Origin of the sequence: Leisingera sp. ANG-M7 (genome assembly GCF_000813965.1) — a bacterium.
In the GTDB taxonomy this organism is placed as follows: domain Bacteria; phylum Pseudomonadota; class Alphaproteobacteria; order Rhodobacterales; family Rhodobacteraceae; genus Leisingera.
Genome location: NZ_JWLI01000005.1, coordinates 157,217 through 176,973 on the forward strand (window position 1 = coordinate 157,217; position 19,757 = coordinate 176,973).

Annotated in this window: 22 protein-coding genes; 13 read left to right on the forward strand and 9 right to left on the reverse strand. The window is 59.2% G+C overall.

The features are described 5' to 3' along the window. Nucleotides 1-15: 15 nt before the first annotated feature. Genes RA26_RS06200 through RA26_RS06210 form a run of 3 tightly spaced genes read left to right on the forward strand, consistent with a single transcriptional unit; the run spans nucleotide 16 to nucleotide 2,230 of the window. On the forward strand, nucleotides 16-720 hold the full coding sequence (locus RA26_RS06200) for an ABC transporter permease (protein WP_039181403.1): 705 nt from the start codon (nucleotides 16-18) through the stop codon (nucleotides 718-720). Further along, nucleotides 720-1,430 (forward strand): ATP-binding cassette domain-containing protein, encoded by a 711-nt coding sequence (locus tag RA26_RS06205; RefSeq protein ID WP_039181407.1) that lies wholly within the window; start codon nucleotides 720-722, stop codon nucleotides 1,428-1,430. Before RA26_RS06200 ends, RA26_RS06205 begins: the two co-directional genes overlap by 1 nt. Beyond that, complete coding sequence (locus RA26_RS06210) at nucleotides 1,427-2,230, forward strand: substrate-binding domain-containing protein (protein WP_039181409.1); 804 nt, start codon at nucleotides 1,427-1,429, stop codon at nucleotides 2,228-2,230. The genes RA26_RS06205 and RA26_RS06210 overlap by 4 nt, the downstream gene beginning before the upstream one ends. Nucleotides 2,231-2,305: 75 nt before the next feature. Here the strand turns inward: RA26_RS06210 and phnF are convergent, their stop codons facing one another. Then, on the reverse strand, nucleotides 2,306-3,019 hold the full coding sequence (gene phnF / locus RA26_RS06215; protein ID WP_039181413.1) for a phosphonate metabolism transcriptional regulator PhnF: 714 nt from the start codon (nucleotides 3,017-3,019) through the stop codon (nucleotides 2,306-2,308). A gap of 107 nt (nucleotides 3,020-3,126) precedes the next feature. On the opposite strand from phnF, the gene phnG reads away from it, so the two are divergent. Genes phnG through phnN form a run of 8 tightly spaced genes read left to right on the forward strand, consistent with a single transcriptional unit; the run spans nucleotide 3,127 to nucleotide 8,378 of the window. After that, entirely contained in the window at nucleotides 3,127-3,579 is a 453-nt protein-coding gene (gene phnG, locus RA26_RS06220; RefSeq protein WP_039181416.1) for a phosphonate C-P lyase system protein PhnG, read from the forward strand. After that, on the forward strand, nucleotides 3,579-4,163 hold the full coding sequence (gene phnH / locus RA26_RS06225) for a phosphonate C-P lyase system protein PhnH (protein WP_039181418.1): 585 nt from the start codon (nucleotides 3,579-3,581) through the stop codon (nucleotides 4,161-4,163). Before phnG ends, phnH begins: the two co-directional genes overlap by 1 nt. Nucleotides 4,164-4,166: 3 nt before the next feature. Then, nucleotides 4,167-5,267, forward strand: coding sequence for a carbon-phosphorus lyase complex subunit PhnI (locus RA26_RS06230; protein WP_039181422.1), 1,101 nt, complete (start codon nucleotides 4,167-4,169; stop codon nucleotides 5,265-5,267). Beyond that, nucleotides 5,264-5,503, forward strand: coding sequence for a hypothetical protein (locus RA26_RS22610; RefSeq protein ID WP_152612573.1), 240 nt, complete (start codon nucleotides 5,264-5,266; stop codon nucleotides 5,501-5,503). The genes RA26_RS06230 and RA26_RS22610 overlap by 4 nt, the downstream gene beginning before the upstream one ends. Next, nucleotides 5,500-6,357, forward strand: a complete 858-nt coding sequence (locus RA26_RS06235; RefSeq protein WP_039182056.1) for an alpha-D-ribose 1-methylphosphonate 5-phosphate C-P-lyase PhnJ — start codon at nucleotides 5,500-5,502, stop codon at nucleotides 6,355-6,357. The genes RA26_RS22610 and RA26_RS06235 overlap by 4 nt, the downstream gene beginning before the upstream one ends. Next, nucleotides 6,357-7,127, forward strand: a complete 771-nt coding sequence (phnK, locus tag RA26_RS06240; protein WP_039181425.1) for a phosphonate C-P lyase system protein PhnK — start codon at nucleotides 6,357-6,359, stop codon at nucleotides 7,125-7,127. Before RA26_RS06235 ends, phnK begins: the two co-directional genes overlap by 1 nt. A 10-nt stretch (nucleotides 7,128-7,137) precedes the next feature. After that, nucleotides 7,138-7,821, forward strand: a complete 684-nt coding sequence (gene phnL, locus RA26_RS06245) for a phosphonate C-P lyase system protein PhnL (protein WP_039181429.1) — start codon at nucleotides 7,138-7,140, stop codon at nucleotides 7,819-7,821. Further along, the gene (gene phnN, locus RA26_RS06250; protein ID WP_039181431.1) at nucleotides 7,818-8,378 is read left to right on the forward strand and encodes a phosphonate metabolism protein/1,5-bisphosphokinase (PRPP-forming) PhnN; all 561 of its coding nucleotides are present in this window, start codon (nucleotides 7,818-7,820) and stop codon (nucleotides 8,376-8,378) included. The genes phnL and phnN overlap by 4 nt, the downstream gene beginning before the upstream one ends. Here the strand turns inward: phnN and RA26_RS06255 are convergent. Then, entirely contained in the window at nucleotides 8,360-9,043 is a 684-nt protein-coding gene (locus RA26_RS06255; RefSeq protein ID WP_039181433.1) for a DUF1045 domain-containing protein, read from the reverse strand. The two genes, phnN and RA26_RS06255, sit on opposite strands and share 19 nt — an antisense overlap. 50 nt (nucleotides 9,044-9,093) lie before the next feature. Between RA26_RS06255 and RA26_RS06260 the strand changes: the two genes are divergently transcribed. Beyond that, the gene (locus tag RA26_RS06260; RefSeq protein WP_039181436.1) at nucleotides 9,094-10,236 is read left to right on the forward strand and encodes an alpha-D-ribose 1-methylphosphonate 5-triphosphate diphosphatase; all 1,143 of its coding nucleotides are present in this window, start codon (nucleotides 9,094-9,096) and stop codon (nucleotides 10,234-10,236) included. Nucleotides 10,237-10,269: 33 nt separating this feature from the next. Here the strand turns inward: RA26_RS06260 and RA26_RS06265 are convergent, their stop codons facing one another. Genes RA26_RS06265 through RA26_RS06295 form a run of 7 tightly spaced genes read right to left on the reverse strand, consistent with a single transcriptional unit; the run spans nucleotide 10,270 to nucleotide 16,783 of the window. Next, nucleotides 10,270-10,749: a class I SAM-dependent methyltransferase gene (locus RA26_RS06265; RefSeq protein WP_039181439.1), complete on the reverse strand. Its 480-nt coding sequence runs from the start codon at nucleotides 10,747-10,749 to the stop codon at nucleotides 10,270-10,272. Then, entirely contained in the window at nucleotides 10,750-11,508 is a 759-nt protein-coding gene (locus RA26_RS06270) for a polysaccharide deacetylase family protein (RefSeq protein WP_039181441.1), read from the reverse strand. Further along, nucleotides 11,508-12,641, reverse strand: coding sequence for a glycosyltransferase family protein (locus RA26_RS06275; RefSeq protein ID WP_039181444.1), 1,134 nt, complete (start codon nucleotides 12,639-12,641; stop codon nucleotides 11,508-11,510). The genes RA26_RS06270 and RA26_RS06275 overlap by 1 nt, the downstream gene beginning before the upstream one ends. After that, nucleotides 12,638-13,225: a histidine phosphatase family protein gene (locus RA26_RS06280; RefSeq protein ID WP_039181446.1), complete on the reverse strand. Its 588-nt coding sequence runs from the start codon at nucleotides 13,223-13,225 to the stop codon at nucleotides 12,638-12,640. The genes RA26_RS06275 and RA26_RS06280 overlap by 4 nt, the downstream gene beginning before the upstream one ends. After that, on the reverse strand, nucleotides 13,222-14,310 hold the full coding sequence (locus tag RA26_RS06285; protein WP_039181449.1) for a glycosyltransferase family 4 protein: 1,089 nt from the start codon (nucleotides 14,308-14,310) through the stop codon (nucleotides 13,222-13,224). Before RA26_RS06285 ends, RA26_RS06280 begins: the two co-directional genes overlap by 4 nt. Before the next feature lie 5 nt (nucleotides 14,311-14,315). After that, nucleotides 14,316-15,560 (reverse strand): glycosyltransferase family 4 protein, encoded by a 1,245-nt coding sequence (locus RA26_RS06290; RefSeq protein WP_039181452.1) that lies wholly within the window; start codon nucleotides 15,558-15,560, stop codon nucleotides 14,316-14,318. Then, nucleotides 15,557-16,783 carry a glycosyltransferase family protein gene (locus tag RA26_RS06295; protein WP_241482597.1) on the reverse strand — a complete coding sequence of 409 codons (1,227 nt, stop codon included), beginning with the start codon at nucleotides 16,781-16,783 and terminating at the stop codon, nucleotides 15,557-15,559. Before RA26_RS06295 ends, RA26_RS06290 begins: the two co-directional genes overlap by 4 nt. 395 nt (nucleotides 16,784-17,178) lie before the next feature. Between RA26_RS06295 and RA26_RS06300 the strand changes: the two genes are divergently transcribed. After that, nucleotides 17,179-19,566 (forward strand): mechanosensitive ion channel family protein, encoded by a 2,388-nt coding sequence (locus RA26_RS06300; RefSeq protein ID WP_039181458.1) that lies wholly within the window; start codon nucleotides 17,179-17,181, stop codon nucleotides 19,564-19,566. Nucleotides 19,567-19,757 lie beyond the last annotated feature (191 nt).

Sequence of the window (19,757 nt, forward strand, 5' to 3'; positions counted from 1 at the left end):
GAGTGACCAGACGCGATGAATGATCTGTGGGCAGGACTGAGCCAGGCCTTTTGGCTGCTGGTGACGCTGGACGCGGATCTGGTGGAGATCACCCTGCGTTCCTTGCGGGTCACATTGACAGCGCTGGTGGTAGCCTGCGCCATTGCGCTGCCGCTGGCAGCCTTTCTGGCGGTGCGCCGGTTCCGGATGCGGCGCGCCACGATTGCGGTGCTGAACGCGTTAATGGGCTTGCCGCCTGTTGTGGTCGGGTTGGTGGTCTACGTGTTTCTGTCCCGCGCCGGCCCTTTCGGCGTATTCGGCCTGCTGTTCACCCCGACGGCGATGATCATTGCACAGGTAATCATCGTGGTGCCACTGGTGGCCTCGGTCGCGCATCAGTCGCTGCGGGAGCTTTGGAGCGATTACCACGACTTGCTGATCTCAATGAATGCTACCCAGTTCCAGCGCATCCAGGCGCTGTTGTGGGATGGGCGGCGGGCGCTGCTGACCGCAGCCCTGGCAGGCTTTGGCCGCGCGATCGGCGAAGTGGGCGCGATCATGGTGGTCGGCGGCAATATCGACCATGCAACGCGGGTGCTGACCACGGCGATTGCACTGGAAACCGGCAAGGGCGAGTTTGCAATGGCACTGGGTCTGGGCTTCGTGCTTATTGCGCTGGCGATTGCGGTCAACTTGGCGATCCACTGGCTGGGCCGCACGGAAAGCGAGGGGCGCTGGTGATGCAACTGTTCCCGCTGAAGGCCACAGGCGCCCAGGTGCGCCGCCGCGGAAAAGTGCTGGTCGGTCCGGTGGACCTGACGCTTGGCGGGCAGGGCACCTCAATCATCATTGGGCCGAACGGCGCGGGCAAGACCACGTTGCTGAAGATGCTGCATGGCATCGTGCGGATGAATGGCGGTCGTCTGGACTGGGCCTGTCCGCTGGAGGAGGCGCAGAAGCATCAGGCCTTTGTGTTTCAGACTCCGGTGATGATGCGGCGTTCGGTGATCGACAACATCGCTTATCCGCTACGGCTGACAGGTTCGAGCCGCCGCCAGGCTCGCTCGCGGGCTGCGGACTGGGCTTCCCGTGTCGGCTTGGGTGAAATTTTGGAGCGACAGGCCACTATGCTTTCAGGAGGTGAACGGCAGAAACTGGCTTTGGCCCGTGCGCTGGTGCGTGATCCGCAGGTTTTGTTCCTGGATGAACCCTGCGCGGCGCTGGACGGCAGAGCCACACGCGAGATTGAGGAAATTCTCGCTCAGGCCGCTGGCAGCGGCACCCGGCTGATCATGTCCACTCACAACATGGGCCAAGCTAGGCGGCTGGCGGATGAAGTGATTTTCGTCCTGCAGGGCCGCATCCACGAATTTCGCCCGGCAGCAGAGTTTTTTGCCGGGCCTGAAACCGCGCAAGCGCGCGCATTTTTGAATGGAGATATTGTCGAATGAAACGTCTGATTTTGGGCGCCGTCGCTTCAATGGCTTGGACAGCGGCTGCGCTGGCCGAAGAGATGAAGGTGGCGGTGACCACCTCTTTCCATAATTCCGGACTGGCTGAGATCCTTTTGCCGGAGATCAAGGAGGACCTTGGCCTGGATGTGCAGTTGCTGGTTGTCGGCACTGGGCAGGCGATCCGCCTGGGGGAGGCGGGCGACGTTGATGCGATCCTGGTGCATTCAAAAAGGGCTGAGGAGCAATTCTTGGAGGGCGGCAATGGCACTCACCGCCGCGAGATCATGTATAATGATTTTGTTCTCATTGGACCTGAAAATGATACGGCAGGGGTTACCAGCGCTGAAAATGCCGACCGTGCGTTGCAGATGATTGCCGGAGCTGAGGCAGTTTTTGTCAGCCGCGGCGACGACAGTGGCACGCACAAGAAGGAGCTGAGCCTTTGGAAGGCTGCGGGGCTGGATGCTGAGGGCTTTGGTGAGTGGTACCGCGCAGTTGGTGCTGGCATGGGGGCCGCGCTCAATACCGCTGCGGGCATGGACGCGTATATCATGTCCGACCGAGCCAGTTGGCTGAATTTCGGTAACAAGGGTGGTCTTAAGCTGCTGTTCGCAGGTGACCCCGTGCTGTTCAACCAATATGCCTATATCCCGGTGAACCCGGATAAACATGCCCATGTGAGGAACCGCCAGGCATTGCAACTGGAGGAATGGCTGGTCTCGGACAAAGCCAAGGAACTTATCAACGGCTACCAGATCAACGGCGAAACTCTGTTTGTCTTTAACGCCCGGCAGTGACTTGACCTGAACTGGTTAAACACAGCCCCTGCCTTCGGCGGGGGCTTTGGGGGGGGGAGCTGCTGGAAAGCGTCCTCAGCTTTCGCCGCCTACGGTAAGTGTCACCCTGTCTCCGGCAAACCAAGTTCGGCCGAACTCTACAGGGTGCCCCTGCGGATCTGCGTTGATGCCTGTGGTGCGTAGGATCGGGCTGCCTTCTGCGATCTTGAGATGCAAAGCTTGGGTCGCTGTTGCCAGCTTGGCGGTGATCCGGGTTTCTATCCTTGTGTAATCCTCCACGCCGCAATGCCTGAGCGCGGCTGTGACCGACGATTGTTCCTGCAATGCCTCTAGGATGGTGGGGAAGCGGTAAGCCGGGAAGATGCTCTGGAACAGTGCAACCGGCTGGCTGTCCGCAAGTGACAGGCCGTCATAGACATGTACGAGGCTGCCCGGATCAAGCTGCAGCGCATTGGCCTCGCGCGGAGAAGCTGCCCGTGTTTCCAGTGTCAGTATCCGTTTGGCCGGGCTGCGCCCTTCGCGGGTCAGGTTCTGGTGGAACCGCACCCGCTTTCCGATCGGATAATCCGTTGGTTTGGCGGCCACAAAAACTCCGGCGCCGCGGCGCGAATAGACCAATCCCTGTTCCGCCATTTCCGACAACGCCCGGCGAACCGTGTGCCGGTTCACCCCGAAGCGCGCTGACAGCTGCGCTTCGGCGGGAAGCTTACCGCCGGTTTCATACCGGCCTTGCGCGATGTCGTCGGTCAGGGCGATAGCGATGGACTTCCAAACGGGAGTACGGGCCATGTCACGGAACTTTCACAAATCTGGGATTGCACCGGAGAAGGTGACTCGGGTAGTATTTGTATAGTTGTATATATATTGCCGACAACTTTGCCAAGAGGCTTAGACAAATGAACACCAATTTTTCTGCAGAAGACCGCAAGGGCTGGATGAGCCTTCTGGCCTCTGCTGAAGAAGCCCGGCTGACTGAGCTGTGGCAAGATTATGGGTTGGACCCGGATTTTGAGTTCCTCCGCGCTCCCGAAGTTGGCGGAATCATGGTCCGCGGCCGAATGGGCAGTACTGGTGCCCCTTTCAATGCGGGTGAAATGACCGTCACCCGATGCGCACTGTCACTTGCGGACGGCACTGTCGGCCATGGCTATGTGCAGGGCCGCTGCAAGGCGAAGGCGGAGATTGCAGCCAAGATTGATGCGCTGATGCAGACAGGTGCTGCTGAAGCCTTGAATGAGGCTGTGCTGGTGCCTCTCGCGCAAGCGCGGCAGGCGCAGAAAACGGCCCGCGCGTCCAAGGCTGCGGCAACAAAGGTTGAGTTCTTTACGATGGTGCGGGGGGAGGATTGATGGATCAGCAATCCCGGAACACTGTTTTCGCAGGCGGTTTCAGCAACCCGCCAGTTGCTTCCGCGCATGCTTTCCGAGCGGCGATGAACGCGATGGCCCGCCCCGGACAAGTGCAGAAAATCGCAGGCGCAACACCACCGGAAGGGATTTCGGTGGCTGCAGGAAGCCTGTTACTGACCTTGTGCGACCCGGAAACCGGCGTATTTCTGGCGCCTGATGTGGACAGCGAGGCCTTGCGCGGCTGGCTGGCTTTCCACACAGGCGCGCCGATTGTTGCCGCTGAGTTGGCGGATTTTGCCTTAGGGGGATGGCAGCAGTTGCAGCCGCTCAACCGCTTTCGCATCGGAACCGCGGAGTATCCTGACCGCTCGGCCACGCTGATTGTCGAGATGCACCGCCTGGATGTGCCGAATGCGATGCTGAGCGGTCCGGGGGTCAAAGACACGGCTCGCATGCAGGTGCCCGAACTTGCAGCGCTTCAAGCTAACGCAGCCTTGTATCCGCTTGGGAGGGACTTCTTCTTCACTTCAGGATCGCAGGTTGCGGGTTTGCCGCGGTCCACTCAAGTCATTGCGGAGGCCTAGGCGATGTATGTTGCAGTTAAGGGTGGCGAGCGCGCCATTGAAAATGCCCATGCCTGGCTGGCCGAAGAACGCCGGGGTGACACTGGTGTCGCGGAGCTTTCTCTTGTTCAGATCCGCGAGCAGCTGAGCCTTGCAGTAAACCGGGTGATGGCTGAAGGATCCTTGTATGATCCCGATCTTGCCGCTCTGGCAATCAAACAGGCGCGAGGTGATCTGATTGAGGCCATTTTCCTGGTTCGCGCCTACCGCACTACTCTGCCGCGGTTCGGCTCCTCAAGGCCGGTGGAAACCAGGGAGATGGCCTGTGACCGGCGGATTTCGGCGACTTTTAAGGATGCGCCGGGCGGCCAGGTGCTAGGGCCAACATTCGACTACACTCACCGTTTGCTGGATTTCAAACTTGCCGCCGAAGGAGACGTTCCCGAAGTACCGGCTGCCGATCCGCGCATGCAAACCACGCCGCACATCACGTCCTTTCTGCAGGGGGAGGACATCATCGAGCGTGAGCCATTTTCGGACGATGTGCCGGGCGATCTGACACGCGAGCCGATGGTGTTTCCCGCAAGCAGGGCAGTGCGTCTGCAATCGCTGACCCGTGGCGACGAGGGGTTTATCCTCGGCATGGCTTACTCCACCCAACGCGGATATGCGCGTAATCATGCCTTTGTCGGAGAGCTGCGTATCGGCACTGTGCCAGTGGAGATGGAAATTCCGGAACTCGGCTTTTGCATCGAGATTGGCGAGGTGGAGCTGACCGAATGCGAGACGGTGAACCAGTTCAAGGGGTCCAAAACAGTGCCGCCGCAGTTCACCCGCGGCTATGGCCTGGTTTTTGGCCAGTCCGAGCGCAAATCGATCGCCATGGCGTTGGTAGACAGGGCGCTGCGCTGGGAAGAACTGGGAGAGGACAACCTGGGGGCACCTGCGCAGGATGAGGAGTTCGTCCTGAGCCACTCAGACAATATCCAAGCTACTGGATTTCTGGAGCACATCAAGCTGCCGCATTACGTGGATTTTCAGTCTGAGCTGGAACTGGTCCGCAAGCTGCGCCGTGAAGCCGCGGAACTGGCTGAAACGCTGGCGTCAAGGGAGGCTGCGGAATGAGTTCAGTCGCAACCTCCGCCTCCGTCGCCGCCACCATCGCAACTGTCATGTCCAACGAAACCCAATGCCCCGCCAGCATCGGAACTGCTTGTTCTGCGAGGGGTGGTTTTGCGCGTTGGCGTGCGAATGATTTGAACGACTACGAAAACCGCAAAGGCGAAAAGCAGAATGGCGATGACAGGAATGTCTTGCAAAGCCGATGCTCTTTCAGTTGGGCGGCAAAGGAAAAGCCATGAGCGATTACAACTTCGCATATCTGGACGAGCAGACCAAGCGGATGATCCGCCGGTCAATCCTGAAGGGGTTGGCGGTGCCGGGCTATCAAGTGCCCTTTGCCAGCCGCGAGATGCCGATGCCCTATGGCTGGGGCACCGGCGGCGTTCAAGTCTCGGCCGCCACGCTGACCCCGGACGACACGCTGAAAGTGATCGACCAGGGTGCCGATGACACCACTAACGCGGTCTCGATCCGAAAGTTTTTTGAAAAGACTGCCGGTGTTGACACTACAGAAGAGACGGCGGAAGCCAGCGTCATTCAGACCCGTCATAGGATCCCCGAAGCAGAACTGACCGAGGATCAGATCCTTGTCTATCAGGTGCCGATCCCGGAGCCGCTGCGCTTTTTGGAGCCGCGCGAGACCGAGACCCGCAAGATGCATGCGCTTGAGGAGTACGGGCTGATGCATGTGAAGCTGTATGAGGATATCAGCCAGCACGGCGCCATTGCCACGGCTTATGCCTATCCGGTCAAGGTTGAGGGGCGCTATGTAATGGACCCTTCGCCGATTCCCAAATTCGACAACCCCAAGATGGAAATGGCGGCAATCCAGCTGTTCGGCGCGGGCCGGGAACAGCGTATTTATGCGCTGCCGCCCTATACTCAGGTCGTCTCGCTGGACTTTGAGGATTATCCGTTTGAGGCCAGCAAGGCTGATCATCCCTGTGATCTCTGCGGGGCAGAGGACAGCTACTTGGACGAGGTAATTCTGGATGATGCTGGCAGTCGGATGTTTGTTTGCTCGGATACTGATTACTGCCGGTCGCGGTGCGAAGCGGGCCATTCTGGCCGTCTGGGTGAGGAGGCCGCGTGATGACACCATTGCTGCAAGTGAAAAACATCAAGAAATTTTACGGCTCACGGATCGGCTGCACGGATGTGACGTTTGATTTGTACCCTGGCGAAGTCATGGGGATTGTCGGTGAAAGCGGCTCGGGGAAATCGACACTGCTGAACAGCCTAGCGGGCCACCTGGCACCGGATTGTGGTGAGGTCGTCTTTGACACACGCGCGGACGGGCCGGTGGACACAGTAACCATGTCCGAAGCAGAACGGCGTATGCTGTCGCGTACAGACTGGGCCTTTGTCCACCAGCACGCCCGCGACGGTTTGCGGATGTCGGTTTCTGCTGGCGGCAACATCGGCGAACGGCTGATGGCTGTGGGAGACCGCCATTATGGATCGATCCGGGAACGGGCGGCTGACTGGCTAGGGCGGGTTGAGATCAGCGAGAACCGGATTGACGATCGCCCATCCGCGTTCTCTGGCGGCATGCAGCAGCGTCTGCAGATTGCCCGCAACCTGGTCACAGGCCCGCGGCTGGTCTTCATGGACGAACCGACCGGCGGGCTGGATGTCTCTGTCCAGGCGCGCCTTCTTGACCTCTTGCGCGGGCTGGTGCGGGAAATGGGGCTGAGCGCCATTATCGTCACCCATGATCTGGCCGTGGTGCGGCTGCTGGCCGACCGGCTGATGGTTATGAAAGATGGCCGTGTGGTGGAAACCGGGCTTACCGACCAGGTGCTGGACGATCCCCAGCACAGCTATACCCAGCTGCTGGTTTCCAGCGTCCTGCAAGTCTGAGGTTAAGGCCATGATTGAACTGAACAATGTGAGCAAGAGCTTCATCTTGCATAACCAGGGTAGCGCAGTGATCCCGGTGATGCAAAACGCAACACTTTGCGTGAAACCCGGAGAATGTGTCGGGCTGACCGGAGTATCCGGTGCGGGTAAATCCACGCTGATGCGGGTGATCTACGGCAACTATCTGGCTGCCTCTGGCAGTGTGGTGGTTGGCGGTGTCGATGTGGCCAAGGCGGAGCCGCGCGAAATCCTAGCGCTGCGCCGCGAAACCCTGGGATATGTCAGCCAGTTCTTGCGTGTCGTTCCGCGGGTGCCGACTTTGGATGTCGTAGCTGAACCCTTGCTGGCGGTTGGAACTCCAGTGGGTCAAGCTCGTGACAAGGCGGCCTCTTTGCTGGCACAGCTCAACATCCCGGAACCGCTTTGGGGCCTTAGCCCAACGACTTTTTCCGGCGGAGAACAGCAGCGGGTGAATATAGCCCGAGGCTTTGCCTACGATTATCCTGCGATGCTGCTGGATGAGCCAACGGCCAGCCTTGATGCGCAAAACCGCACTACTGTTCTGGGCCTGATCGATACCGCCAAGGCACGGGGGGCGGCCATTATCGGCATTTTCCATGATGAGGCCGCCCGAGAAACAGTATGCGACTGTTTCGTGGATGTCTCGGATTTTTCACCAAAGGCCATGGCATGAGCAGGGAGGCCCAAAAAGGTCCGGTTATTGCAGTGGTTGGGCCGTCTGGTGTTGGAAAGGACAGCCTCATGTCCGCTCTAGCTGTTTCAGGCCCGCAACTGCGGCTGATGCGCAGGGTGATTACTAGAGCGCCCGAAGCCGGTGGCGAAGACTACCAGGCCGTATCTAAAGACGAGTTCTCCGCCCTTGCCGAAGCCGGAGTCTTTTCGCTGCATTGGCATGCGCATGGGCTCCACTATGGAATCCCGCGGGACATCGAGACCCTGCGTGAAGGAGCTGGTGGTGTGCTGGTAAACTTGTCCCGTGCGGTGTTGCTGGAGGCTCAGGAAAAGTTCGGCCACTTCATTGTGCTTTCGGTGACTGCGCGCCCGCAGGTGCTGGCCGAGCGCCTTGCTGCCCGCGGCAGGGAGAGCGAAGATGAAGTGCAGCGGCGTCTGGCCCGCGCGATGAAGCCGCTGCCTGCAGGCTTGCGCCGGGTCCATCAGGTCGACAACAGCGGACCGTTGAGTGCTGCGGTGAACGCTGCGCTGGCTGTTCTTCAGCCGGAGAGTGCATAGCGATGGATGAGGTGAAACCTGCCATCCGTCGCTTCGCCCACCAGCGCCAGGTCGCGGATCACAAAGGGCGCAGGCAACAATGGGATCAGGTGCTCATTCAGTGCGGCCTCCACGGCGGGCAGTTCTGGTTTGGGCAGCTTTCCCGTCAGGGTAATGTGAAAGCGGAACTGACTGAGAACATACGGGTAGCCCCAGCGAGTGAGGTTCTCATCCTGCTCCGGCGTCAGGCCAGCAGCGCGGCGGCGGTCCAGATCTGCCGCGGGCAGCGGCGCTCGAAACATGTCGAATTCAGTCACGCAATTTTCCGCAAGGCTGTTCAATGCAGCCTCGTCTCCGGTTGGGCGCAAAGCGAGAAGACGGCCAAGGCGGGCCAAGTGAAGGCCTTCCAGCCAAACAGGCTTCTGCGAAGATGCAAAGGTTTTGCAGGCGGCTTCAAGCGCTGCTTGTGTGCGCCCTTCGGCCAGGTGCATTGGCGGTTTCATCGTTGCGTGCAGCCCATACTTTCGCGGCGCTTCAGTGAATGCGCCAATGCCCAGCCCTGCAATGTCGGGATGGGGCAGGTAAGTGCCCGTCTCCATGTCCCAGCCTAGCCAGCTGGCCGCAAACCGGCTCCATTCCGCATCGGCGGGCGGGGCGTAATAGATAGCGTATCGCGTGAATGTCACATTGGCCTCCTAAACGTGGCCTTCCATAGCTCGAAAGATGTGAAGCTCAGATGACAGAAGAGATGATCCTTGCCAATGCTGCTTTGGTTCTTCCGGGCGAGATCCGGACCGGTAGCGTGAAAGTTACACGCGGTGTGATAGCCGACATTTCCGGTGGAGCATCGGTTCCCGCGGGCGCAATAGATTGCCAAGGGGATTTCGTTAGCCCTGGCCTGGTGGAACTGCATACGGATAACCTTGAACGCCATATTCAGCCGCGTCCTAAGGTGGACTGGCCGCATGCCAGCGCCATTATTGCTCATGACACGGAGCTCGCGGGCACCGGCATCACGACAGTGTTTGACGCTATGCGCGTGGGATCGATCAGCCGCCGGGAAAGCCGCTATGGCGCGTATGCAAGGCAACTGGCATCTGAGCTTCTGGAACTGCGTACTGCAAACGCTCTGAAAATCTCGCATTTCCTGCACCTTCGGGCGGAGGTCTGCACTGATACGCTGGTGGAGGAACTGAATGCCTTCGGAGAAGACGATCGGGTCGGGCTGGTCTCTCTCATGGATCACACGCCGGGCCAGCGCCAGTTTCGCGACCTCTCCAAGCTGGAGCAGTATCTAAAAGGCAAACACGGGTTTGATGATGCCGCTTTTCAGTCGCATGTTGCGCATCTGAGGGAGCTGCAGGAAACTTATGGCGCGTTGCATGAAGCGGCGGCTGTTGCCGCGGCCAAACGATTTGGTGCTGTGCTGGCGAGCCACGACGACACAACCGCAGCTCAGGTGGCGGTGTCCGCAGGCCATGGGATCCGCTTAGCTGAATTTCCAACGACGGTCGAGGCCGCGCAGGCATGCCGTTTGCAAGGCATCAAAGTCATGATGGGAGCACCAAACCTGATACGCGGCGAATCGCATTCAGGCAACGTTGCCGCGCATGAATTGGCGGACCTGGAACTGCTGGACATTCTTTCGTCTGACTATGTGCCTGCCGCGCTGTTAATGTCTGCAGTAAAATTGGGAGAGCTATGGGGGGATTTGGCGCGAGGATTGGGCACTGTTACCCATGCACCCGCTGCTGCGGTCGGGCTAGTTGACCGCGGGCGGCTGGAAGTAGGTAAACGTGCTGACCTGATCCGGTTCAGCATGCTGGCGGGAGCACCTGCTTTGCGAGGTGTCTGGGCGCGCGGTATGCGGGTAGCTTAGATGAGTTAAGCCAGAGTTCGGTGCCGGCCGCATTCAGCCGGCGCGATAAAACATATAGCGCCCGGCCGGTATGCCGTCGGGGCCACTCAACTCTTCAAAGCCGGTCAGCGGCTGGCCGGAAACGATAAGCCCGCCAGAGACCATGACTCGAGCAATCACCGGCGAGAGTGCGGCCGCTTCTGCAACGTCTTTTTCTTTGACCCCGAAACCGAAGTCATAGTGTGCGAGGGCAACCTTGTGACCGCTTGCCGCAAGCTGCTCCAGCATCGGTCTGGCTTCACCCTGAAGAAAGTCCTTTTCCGGCGGGACGCATGACGGATGGCATTGCAGAATCCGATCAATGACCCAGATCCGGCGGGCGCTCACGATTTCGCGCAAGTGGTCATAGGTGCGACCGTTGCCGAGCCCCATGTCCAGAACATCACCTTTGACTTGATTGATCTGTTCCGCGGCCCAGTTCAATCCGTCTCGCTGGGCAGTCAGACGGCGCAGCATGGAATCTAGACGGCTCATTCAAGACATCCTTTCGTCATAGATCCAAGCCTCGCCCGGGCCGTCAAGCAGGCGCTTTGCGAGCGCGCCGGTGAAAGACCAAGTTGCCTCATCATGGACAAGATGGTGAGTGAGGAGCCCATAGGGTTCCGTGTTGTCCGCATCGCCCATTCGGCGGTCGCGCAACTGACGTGCCACCTGCATTATCAGCTTGTCCAGCGGTAGTAGGCCGCGGCCGCCTTTCCAGTCTATCGGATCCAGATGCGTGTTTACACGCAACAGGCCGGAAGCGGGTTTGGCAGCCTTGCGGGGTGTGAAAGTTGACACAGCAGTGTAGCCGGTACCTGCCAGCCAGGTCAGCATTTCCGGTGAAATCCGGTTCCACGGCGGTACAAACATTGGACGCAGGCAACCGCCAAACAAGTTCTGCATCGCAGTCAGGCCGCGCTCGGCGTCATCCAGCAGTTCTTCCAGCGGTCGGTGCGCACCGAATTCGGCCTTCTTTTCACCTGCCGGTGCGTGGTTCTGATGGGACCAGCCGTGGACGACCGGGACGAGTGTTGGATGCTCCGCGATGAAACGGGCCAGATCAGGTGTCGCGCCTTGCGGGATCACGGCCAAATGTACCGGAAGATCTAGGTCTGCCGAAAGCGCTGCCAGCCGTTCCAGTTCAGAAGAATGGGACATTGCATCATCGTCTCGCCACCACAGGGGCAGCCTTAACCCTGCCTGCTGCCAGTGGTCCAGTTCCTGGTCCAGCTCGCTCCAATCCGGTGTCATTAGCGCCCTCCCGCAAGTTCTGCGGCAATCTCCACGCTTCGGACCGCCCCGTCAAACCTGAAACCGCCTGCAAGCCGCGGCGATGCTTGCATTGCTGTCTTGACCGCAGCGCATAGCGATTCAGGGGAAAGGAGCGCAGTTTCAAGGATCTCTATGCCCTTCAATGGTGCGAGACTGGCCGCGCGCAAGCCTTGTTCCGTCTCGTTTCCCGCGTCGAAGGGCACAAAAACAGCAGGCGTGCCAGCCTGCAAAATATCCAGTGCAGTATTGTAGCCGCACATGCTGACCGAGGCTGCGGCGTGTGAAAGCATCTGTCGGAAGTCCTGACGGGCTGGCTCCAGCAGGGCAGGGGACCTGGCCTTGGAAAAATCTGCAATGCGAACATTGGCATCTGAGCCGCCAACGAGCAATCGCCAGGGCGTGCCGGGCATCAGCTTGGCGGCCTCTAGGGCGCAGCGATAGAGCGGTGTTCCCACGCTACCGCCGCCAGCGCTAACAAGCACTTCGCCTGCGCCTGCCTGATCCGGGTGAGGGCCAGCAGCGGTTGGGGCCACATACCCGGTGTAACGCAGCTTGGCTGCCAGTAAATCAGAGACCGGCCAGCTGGCGTTGAGGCGGGTGGCTGCGGGATCGGAGTGTACCAGCACGGCGTCAAAGTGCTTAGCGATCACCGCATCGGCCTTTTCCGCTTTCTCCGGCTTGGAAGGAGGGGCGAGGATGTCGCGGATGGAGGACAGGATCACAGGCCGCAGAGGCAGTGTTCTGGCAGTTTCAAGCAGCGCCAGAAATTCCTTCCGTAGGGAACGGCGGCCAAAAGGGTAAAGCTCAGTAATCAACACGTCAGGTTGCAAATTACGCAGTGCAGCGCAAATGGCTGTCTGGCGTCGTGCAAAATACGCTTCATCAGCTAGCGTACTGTTTTCTGTCAGGAGGCGGGTGAAGTCGACCCCGTCAGAGCGCAAAGGAGGCAGCTGAAGCAAATCAATTCCATCCGTGTTGAGCTGCGGTGCCGGGAAGCCGCCGGAGACGGCCTGAACCCTGTGGCCTGCTGCGATGAAGGCCCGGGCCAATGTGAGGGCCCTGGACAAGTGGCCAGTACCCAGCAGATGCGTGACGGCAATCAGAACTTTCATGAAGCATCCTTGCGGAGCAGCCGAATCGGGTCCGGCCAGGGACGAAGGTCTCGACCATCAATCTCGATTACGAACAGGCGGTTCCGCTTTATGCGGAATGGGGCGGGGCCGTCGAAATCCCAGCCGTGCGCCCGCGCAAGAATCATTCGTATGATACCGATATGGCAAACGGCAATAGCATCCTGTTTCAGCGCATGAAGCCAAGGCTCGATACGCGACCAGACTTCCGCCGGGCTCTCTCCCCCGGGTGGACGGTAGTTCCAGCCCCATTCTTCGATGTCGCGAAATCCGCTGTCCGGGGCAGCTTTCAGATCCAAACCGTGGAACCCTTCCCAATCTCCCCAGTTCATTTCGATGAGTTCAGATGCAGTTCGAGGGTTGTGTCCGGTGACGAGCAGGGCGGTTTCCGCTGCCCGTGTCAGTGGACTGGACCAAAGCTCTGCCTGCTGCCAGTCCTCTGGCAGGGTGTAGCCGATGAGTTCTGCGCGGGCAGCGCGGTCAAGCGGTATGTCACTGCGGCCTTGGATGCGGCCGGCGCGGTTCCAGGCAGTATGCCCGTGGCGTAGTAGAGCAAGGCGGATCATGCGGCGGGGTCCATCAGAGGCATAACTGTTCCCCAAAAAGCCTGAGCGGCAGCGGGAGCAAGGTGCTTGTTTGAAACATAGTCGCGGGCATCCTTGGCAGTTTCTGCACGCAGCTCAGAGTTTGCAAGCAGCTGGGCGGTAAAGGATGCGAGAGCCTGTGCCCCTGATTCCGGCGCAGGGTAGGCCTTGGGCAGCAGTACATCCCGCACTCCTGGACGGTCCTGAGCGGCAACTGGAAGTCCATGGGCCTGAGCCTCCAGATAAACCATGCCAAAGGCTTCGTTCACTCCAGGCCACAGAAACAAGCTGGCCTTTGCATAGGCTGCAGACAGTTCCGCGCGAGTGAGTTGGCCCAGGAAGCGGACCCTATCCGCAAAGGGGGCCATAAGTGCCTTGACCTCAGGCCGAGCCGGACCATCTCCTGCGATATCCAGGCGCCACTTCCCGGGCAGGTGGGCAAGCGTTTCTGCTATGATGCCATAAGAGGCTAGTTTGTCTCCAGGGCGCATCATGCCGACTGCCAGGATAGGGCCGTCCAGAGAAGAGAGAACAGGCAGTCCCTCACGCGGAAGGAAAGGCGGCAAGCATGTGATGATCTGGCTGCCATGCCGGTCACGATCCAACGCAAACCGGTCTTGTTCCGTGAAATAGAAAATTGCATCTGCAGCATCAGCGGCCGCATGGGCCGCCTTGGCGAATTTGGCCCAGGGGCCGGTCAAGCGTTTTTGGGCGCGGGTGGATTCTATCTGCACATACGGGATGCCGCGGGCTCGTGCCACGGCGGGGCCAATCAGGTCCGGGGCCTTGTAGTAGTTGTGATACGTGACCCAGAGATCCGCTTTAGGCATTTCGGCAATCAGACGGCGGATTTCGCCTTCCGCACTTGCGCGCAGGTCAGCTTGCCGCTCTCTGTCGCCTTGCTTGTCATAGATCCTAAGGTCCGAAGCAAGCTGCACCTCTGCGCGGCTGGACTTGAATAGCGCAATAAGGTTGCGTGCTATCTCGCGGTCGCCGGAAGGTACAGGGTGGTGCGGCGGTTTCATCGGCGCGTAGAAGACAACCCGTTTTCCGGCTCCCGGCTGCATGGCGTTCAGCCGCTCTTCAGCATGGAATTCAGCCGTTTCGAAAGCTGGGCAATTCCAGGATCCATCCCGAAATCGCTGCGCAAACGGACCAAAGCGGACTGCGCCATTTCTGCCAGTTTCAGGGGGTGCCGGGCAGCATAGAGCAGACTTTCTGCCAGCGCCTCAGGGCTGTCGTCGCTCAAAAGTCCATGGATCCCGTGGTCTATGAACTCCGGGATCGCTGAGACAGGGGTCGACAGAATCGGCAAAGCCTGCGAGGCCGCCTCCATCAGCACGTTCGGCAGTCCGTCTCGATCACCATCGGCTGCCACTCGGCTGGGCAGTACAAACAGGTCTGATGAGCGCATTGCCTCAATCACCTCCGGCTGGTCGCAGGCACCGCGCCAAGTGATGCGATCGGCAATGCCTGCATCTTCTGCCATATCTTGCAAAAGGTCACCCAGCCCGCCGCCACCGATATGAGTCCAGTGCCAGTCAAGACTTGCAGGCAGTAAAGCCAGTGCGGCAATCAGGCGGTCGAACCCCTTTTTTTCAACCAAGCGGCCTACAGACATGAAGCGTATGGGGTCTTGATGCTGGCGCGGCCGGCGTTCCGGCGGCGCAGGAAAACGGGTCAAGTCCAGCCCGTGATAGACCAAATCAACACGTTCAGGTGTATCCGCCACTTCCTGCAGATGCTTAGCACCAAAGCCGGTGCACGTGGCACCGAAGGCAGCGCCGTAATGGGCTGCGGAGAGCTTTTCCTGGATTTCCCATCCTGGTGAAGTCCAGATATCCTTGGCGTGGGCTGAAAAGCTCCACGGCAGTCCCCGCATGATTGCCGCATAGCGAGCAACAGAGGAGGGAGTGTGCAGGAAATGCGCGTAGATGCCCAGGACCCCATCGGGCATTTCCGCCGCCAGAACACAAGCCTGGCCGAAACGGCGGATACGGTTAGGCGTCGCGTCACGGCGCAAGTCGGCCCGCCAAATGCGGTAGGCCGCGCGGTATCCAGGCAATTGCTGAGCAATTTCGCGCGCGCGCCAGACCCGTACCGGTTCTTCATGCAGGTATTCAGGCAGGTAATTTACATGCGCCTTAAGCTGTGCGTGCAACGGATGGCGCTTGATGTCCGTAGGGTGGCGCAGCGACCAAATCTCCAAAGCATGGCCCGCGGCTTCCAGTGCAACCAGTTCCTGGGCGATGAAGGTTTCGGACAGGCGTGGCCAGCCCTTTACCACCACTGCAAGAGGCGGGCGGGCAGTGTTCATTCAGCGGCCTCTTTGCGTGTGTCCTGAAGCAGCGCGGTGACGCGCCGGGTCACATAGTCGAGACCGTCCAGCAGCCCCTCGGAACCAGCGGCGGAGGGCGGGGGCTGGGTTGCTAGTGCACGGATTGCCCTGGCTAGTGCTGGCGCGGTCCAGCCGTCCCGGAACTCATCCAGCATGGTCGTTAGACCGATCTCTTCAGCCCGGCTGGCGCGTATCCATTGCTCCAGTCGAGGCGTGGTGCGAGGCACGATGACTGCCGGCTTGTCAAAAGAAAGAACCTCGCAAAACGTGTTGTAACCACCCATACAGACCACGCCCTGAGCGCCGGCAAACAAAGTCTCGATCTGAGATTCGAATCCGACGGCGGTGACGCGGCCATCCAGCCGTGCAACCCGCTCCTCAAAATCCTGACGGGTTTCGCCGGACAGAAAGGGGCCATAGACCAGTACCGCGCGCGGAGAGAGGCTCGGGTCGGCTTCATATGCCGACAGCACCAGGTCCACCATCATTTCACCATCGCCACCACCGCCGGGCGTAACCAGCAAGTATGGCTGCTCGGGCGGTTCTCCGACTTCACCAAGATCGCGGCGCAGGTAGCCGGTCCAATGCATTCGGTCTTGCATCTCTGCAGTGAAGGGCAGCCCGGCGGTCGGGTCATACACAGACCGGGGACCATACACCCAGATTTCATCGTAGAAATCACGGGTCGCTTCGACTGCGTGTTTGCGTTCCCATTCGGCGGCCAGCACCTCTGGCTCATCCAGCACGTCCCGCAGGCCTAGCACCATCTTACAACGGCCGCGGGATTTCAGAAGGTCCAGTGCTGGCATCAGTTCGCCGCGAAATCCGGTAGGTTCCTTGTCAGCGACGAGCACGTCAGGATCGTATTGCTCGACAGTAGAGCGGATCAGAGCCGCGCGCAGCTCCGCGGTTTCCTCGATGCTCATGCCCATGGTGCGCGAGGCGTAGGATCCGTCCGAGCGCTTGATTACGCCCGGCAGGCGCACATGGTCGACGCGTGTCGGAAATGAGAACCTGCCTGCTACCGGCGACCCGGTAAGGATCAGCGCCGAAGCTTCGGGGTTTGCCGCTGTAATTGCTCCCGCCAGCGCTCGTGAACGCCGCAGATGACCCAGCCCGAAAGTGTCGTGGCTGTAGAACATAATCCGGGGACCACGCTTTCCGGCGTCCGAATTGGGTTGGGTGAAGCCCGCGTCTGTCATTTGACTACCTTAAGGGGGTTCTGGGCGGCTTCCATCAATGGGTATGCCTCTGCGGCTGAGGAGGCGCGCCAGCTTTTACTGCCGGTCGTCTCCGGGCGCGTGCTTCCATGCTCGGCCATCTTTCGCCTCAGTTTGCGCGTCCTATATCCATTTGCGGCAGGGCGCGGTCAGTATTTGCTTCAGCCGCCTGAGGTCCTTGCTGATTGCCAGCCGGGACCGCGGCATTGTGGTGCTAAGCCCGATGGGCAGATATCTGAATTTGTATAGCCCGGAGCCAGGGTGCATGCAATCATGCGGCATTGTTGCAAGGCGCACGGTAATTTGCGCGCGCGCCATTTGCGCAACGCTCCGGCAGATGGTTAATTTGACTCGAGTTTCCATAAGGATAGGCGGCCATGCAGCTTTTTTTCTTTCGGTTTTTGCTCTGTCTGCTGCTGGGGGTCGGGCTGACAGCTCACACCAGCGCGCAAGAAAGTGACGCTGGGAGTGCAGAGGCACTGTCCCGAGCAATTGAGCAAGCGGCCGAAAGCGGTGTCAACGTGCTGGTTGTTGACAGCAGCGGGAGGTTGCTGAATGCGCCGCCTGAAGGCGGGCAGCCGATTGATCACTCTGCATCGGGAGCGATGGAGCAGCCGTCGGCACTGATGAAGGCGCAGTCCAAAGTTGCGGCGTTCCGGGCAGAATTGAACAGCCGGCTGGAAGCACTGCCTTATTCAGTCTTCGAAATGCAATATATCCTGCGCCAGACCAGCCCTGACGGGCGCATTATGACTTATGTGGAAGTGCTGGGCTGGAGTGTGCTGTTCCTTCTGATCGGACGTTGGCTGTCAGTGGAGATATACGGCAAGCGGTTTGCCAAGAAGTTCGTGGTCTCACGGATCCGTGAAACACCGGAAGGGTATCAGGAAAAAATGCCGTTTCTGGTGTTCCGTTTCCTCATGGGATTTGGGGCCACGGTATTTGCAATGATCTTTGCAGCGCTGACCTCGTATCTGATTTTCGGCGCTTCAGGTGATCCGTCCATCGAGTTTACTGTCACGGCGATTTTCACAGCCTATTTCCTCGCACGCACGGTGTCGGACTTGTGGCGAATGGTTTTGTCGCCATTTTTGGCGCAGTACCGTATCCCGGTGTTTTCCGACCGGGATGCCAAGCGGCTTTACATTTGGGCCTCTTTGCTGGCGACTTACGACATTTCGTCAACACTGTTTGCAACCTGGGTTGGTGATTTCGGTCTCAATTACAACGTTTACGCACTGGTTTACGGCGTTCTGGCATTGGTGGCGATGCTGGGTAATTTGCTGATGGTGCTGGTCAATGGCAGTGCCATTTCTAATGCCATCCGCGCTGGCCGCTTGCCGGAGGAGTGCTCATGGCTGGTGCGAATTCTGGCATTGGCCTGGGCTCCTGTACTGATGACCTACATGGTCTTTGGCTGGCTAAAGCTGGCGTTTGACCTCGTTCTTGAGCATGAAGTCTCTATACCACTGATGGCTGGCAGCTATTTTGTTCTGACTACGATCCTAGTGGTTTATGGGGCGATCAACTATGTCATCGAAAGGTACTTCCGCCGCAACGTTGCCTTTCAATCCGCAGTAGCGCCATCAGCCGAGGAAAGTGTCGCGCCGGACGCAGGCGGAGATTCGTCCAAGAACGGAAACGCACAGGCGAGCGATGTGGCTGTGGAGTTGGAAGACGAAGCGGAAGCCCCCCTGAAGCCAAGGCATCCAATCGCCACTTACGAAGATCTCGCTCGCAGAGTTGCAGGCATTCTCGCCTTTGTCGTTGGGGCTTATTCGCTGGTAATTGTCTGGAACCCGGACGCCAGCTGGCTCACGACCACTGCTGCAGAGCGGGTGGTGGATGTGACTGTCATCCTGTTTATCGGTTACATCGTCTATCATCTTTTCCGGATCTGGATCGACAGCAAGATCGACGAGGAAGTGGGTGATGTTCCGGAGGCTGAGCTGGGCGATGAAGGCGGAGCTGGCGGCGCCAGCCGGCTGGCGACCCTGCTGCCTCTGTTCCGCGGCGCAATACTGGCAGTGGTTCTGGTGTCGATTGTTCTGATCTTGCTCCTGGAGCTGGGGATCAATGTCAGCCCGCTGTTCGCTGGCGCAGGTGTAGTAGGCCTGGCTGTGGGCTTTGGCTCTCAGACACTTGTACGGGATATCTTTTCCGGCGCATTCTTCTTGATCGACGACGCTTTCCGAAAGGGTGAGTATATCGACATCGGGGACGTGAAGGGCACAGTCGAAAAGATATCTGTCCGCTCCTTTCAGCTGCGCCATCATTTGGGCGCGCTTCACACCATTCCGTTTGGGGAGATCAAGGTTCTGACCAATTACTCCCGGGATTGGGTGATGATGAAGCTGCCCCTGCGAGTGACCTACGACACCGATGTGGAAAAGGTTAGGAAACTGATCAAGAAACTTGGGCAAAAACTGATGGACGACCCGGTTGTTGGTCATACCTTCATTCAGCCTCTGAAGTCGCAGGGGGTGATCGAGATGCAGGACTCGGCAATGATCATCCGGGTGAAGTTCATGACCAAGCCGGGGGACCAGTGGATTGTACGCAAGCGGGTATACCAGGAGATCCGTGAATTGTTTGCAATTGAAGGCGTCAAGTTTGCGCATCGTGAAGTGACGGTACGCCTCGCGCCGGATCAGGCGGATGAGGTGACACCGAAACAAAAAGAGGCTGCTCTGGGGGCCGTTCAGGCCGCTATTGACGAAGACTTGCTTGAGGACATGGGCGGCCCCGGCGGCGATGACCGTTGATACTCTCCTCCAGCTGGCGGCTGCATGCTCGCCTGCTGGACAGATGGCACGTTCAGCTTGAGAGCAGGTGCAGCGTTGCGCTGGCGTGTGTGATGCCGTGGAAAAGGATTGGGTGGACGGGCTTGTGAAGCCTGATTGCGCTCCCTTTTTGGAGAATCCCTCTGCAGCGCGCGACTCATAGCTAAGTTCAG

What these genes read in the sequence shown, in the direction of transcription:
- RA26_RS06200 (WP_039181403.1), top strand. Translation starts at nt 16, where the DNA reads ATGAATGATCTGTGGGCAGGACTGAGCCAGGCCTTTTGGCTGCTGGTG.
- RA26_RS06205 (WP_039181407.1), top strand. Translation starts at nt 720, where the DNA reads ATGCAACTGTTCCCGCTGAAGGCCACAGGCGCCCAGGTGCGCCGCCGC.
- RA26_RS06210 (WP_039181409.1), top strand. Translation starts at nt 1,427, where the DNA reads ATGAAACGTCTGATTTTGGGCGCCGTCGCTTCAATGGCTTGGACAGCG.
- phnF (WP_039181413.1), bottom strand. Translation starts at nt 3,019, where the DNA reads ATGGCCCGTACTCCCGTTTGGAAGTCCATCGCTATCGCCCTGACCGAC.
- phnG (WP_039181416.1), top strand. Translation starts at nt 3,127, where the DNA reads ATGAACACCAATTTTTCTGCAGAAGACCGCAAGGGCTGGATGAGCCTT.
- phnH (WP_039181418.1), top strand. Translation starts at nt 3,579, where the DNA reads ATGGATCAGCAATCCCGGAACACTGTTTTCGCAGGCGGTTTCAGCAAC.
- RA26_RS06230 (WP_039181422.1), top strand. Translation starts at nt 4,167, where the DNA reads ATGTATGTTGCAGTTAAGGGTGGCGAGCGCGCCATTGAAAATGCCCAT.
- RA26_RS22610 (WP_152612573.1), top strand. Translation starts at nt 5,264, where the DNA reads ATGAGTTCAGTCGCAACCTCCGCCTCCGTCGCCGCCACCATCGCAACT.
- RA26_RS06235 (WP_039182056.1), top strand. Translation starts at nt 5,500, where the DNA reads ATGAGCGATTACAACTTCGCATATCTGGACGAGCAGACCAAGCGGATG.
- phnK (WP_039181425.1), top strand. Translation starts at nt 6,357, where the DNA reads ATGACACCATTGCTGCAAGTGAAAAACATCAAGAAATTTTACGGCTCA.
- phnL (WP_039181429.1), top strand. Translation starts at nt 7,138, where the DNA reads ATGATTGAACTGAACAATGTGAGCAAGAGCTTCATCTTGCATAACCAG.
- phnN (WP_039181431.1), top strand. Translation starts at nt 7,818, where the DNA reads ATGAGCAGGGAGGCCCAAAAAGGTCCGGTTATTGCAGTGGTTGGGCCG.
- RA26_RS06260 (WP_039181436.1), top strand. Translation starts at nt 9,094, where the DNA reads ATGACAGAAGAGATGATCCTTGCCAATGCTGCTTTGGTTCTTCCGGGC.
- RA26_RS06265 (WP_039181439.1), bottom strand. Translation starts at nt 10,749, where the DNA reads ATGAGCCGTCTAGATTCCATGCTGCGCCGTCTGACTGCCCAGCGAGAC.
- RA26_RS06270 (WP_039181441.1), bottom strand. Translation starts at nt 11,508, where the DNA reads ATGACACCGGATTGGAGCGAGCTGGACCAGGAACTGGACCACTGGCAG.
- RA26_RS06275 (WP_039181444.1), bottom strand. Translation starts at nt 12,641, where the DNA reads ATGAAAGTTCTGATTGCCGTCACGCATCTGCTGGGTACTGGCCACTTG.
- RA26_RS06280 (WP_039181446.1), bottom strand. Translation starts at nt 13,225, where the DNA reads ATGATCCGCCTTGCTCTACTACGCCACGGGCATACTGCCTGGAACCGC.
- RA26_RS06285 (WP_039181449.1), bottom strand. Translation starts at nt 14,310, where the DNA reads ATGCAGCCGGGAGCCGGAAAACGGGTTGTCTTCTACGCGCCGATGAAA.
- RA26_RS06290 (WP_039181452.1), bottom strand. Translation starts at nt 15,560, where the DNA reads ATGAACACTGCCCGCCCGCCTCTTGCAGTGGTGGTAAAGGGCTGGCCA.
- RA26_RS06295 (WP_241482597.1), bottom strand. Translation starts at nt 16,783, where the DNA reads ATGACAGACGCGGGCTTCACCCAACCCAATTCGGACGCCGGAAAGCGT.
- RA26_RS06300 (WP_039181458.1), top strand. Translation starts at nt 17,179, where the DNA reads ATGCAGCTTTTTTTCTTTCGGTTTTTGCTCTGTCTGCTGCTGGGGGTC.